The organism is Microbispora sp. NPDC004025, assembly GCF_053604425.1.
This window is the reverse complement of record NZ_JBSGHN010000049.1, coordinates 1-1,210: the sequence shown is the minus strand read 5'-3', so window position 1 is coordinate 1,210 and position 1,210 is coordinate 1. Positions and strand designations below refer to the sequence as shown.

Sequence of the window (1,210 nt, the reverse complement as noted above, 5' to 3'; positions counted from 1 at the left end):
CCGGCACGAGGTTCACGGCCGGTGGAACTACACCCTGTGCGCCACGAGGCACGACGAGATCGAGCGGGGGTGAAAGGACGCCGCCGCCGGGCAGTCGCAGCTGCCCGGTGAAGCTGAGGGCAGGCCGACCCGGGGAACGCCGGGAAGGCTGGGAGCAGCCCTGACAAAGTACGGGACGGGTCGGCACTGTCAGACGATCCGGGCCCGGCAAGCAGCGAGGAGAAGGTGTACGCGAGGAACCACTGTCTGATGCCCCGTAACAGTTCCACCCGGCTCAAATCTGACGGATACGGGCCCGGGGTGCAGTGCGTGACCATCGCCGCGAAGTGGCGATTGGTCAACTCCGAAGCCGGTCAGGGTGTCCGGTGGGGAGGCCACGGTGAAGGCCTGCGGCGTAGGCGTGGCGATGCTGCCGGGGTAGAGGTGGGCACCTCACTCCTTGATCGATTTGGTCGTGAACGTGGGAACCACCCGCGGTCGCCCCAACCTCCGGGCAGCCAACTCGGTGGAGGGCAGGCCCGTTGCCGGCTGAGGGCCGTCGGGTGGGGCGGAGGCCTCGTAGTAGTCCGAACGGAGGAGAGCTCCGTACATGGCAAAGGAGGCCAGCAAGTCAGTGGTGGAGATACTGGAAGATCAGGAGGACGTCGCCGGTGAATACCGACGACCTTGAGCTCGCCTTGTACCAGGCCGAGCGCAAGGTACTGAAGATCCAGACGAAGCTGCACTGTTGGGCCCGTGATGACCCTCATCGCAGGTTCGATGATCTTTTCAATCTCGTCGCCGACCCCGCGTTCCTTCTGGTCGCGTGGGATCGGGTGCGGGGGAACAAGGGAGCCAAGACCGCCGGGGTGGACGGCCGCACGGCGCCGTCCATCGCGCAGATGACCGGCGTCGAGGAGTTCCTCGACGCGCTGCAGTCCTCACTGAAGGACCGCAGCTTCCGGCCGCTGCCGGTGCGGGAGCGGATGATCCCCAAGGCGAACGGCAAGCTACGTCGTCTGGGCATCGCCACCATCACCGACCGGGTGGTCCAGGCATCCCTCAAGCTGGTGTTGGAGCCGATCTTCGAGGCGGATTTCCTCCCGTGTTCCTACGGGTTCCGCCCGAACCGCCGGGCTCACGACGCGGTGGCCGAGGTACGCCACTTCACGTCCCACTCATATGAGTGGGTCGTTGAGGGCGACATCAAAGCCTGCTTCGACGAAATCTC

At 65.6% G+C, this 1,210-nt stretch carries 1 protein-coding gene; it reads left to right on the top strand.

Annotation, left to right across the window (positions count from 1 at the left end):
* Positions 1–650: 650 nt before the first annotated feature.
* On the top strand, positions 651–1,210 hold a 560-nt coding region (locus ACWEQG_RS39045; RefSeq protein ID WP_452292699.1), incomplete at its 3' end, for a reverse transcriptase domain-containing protein.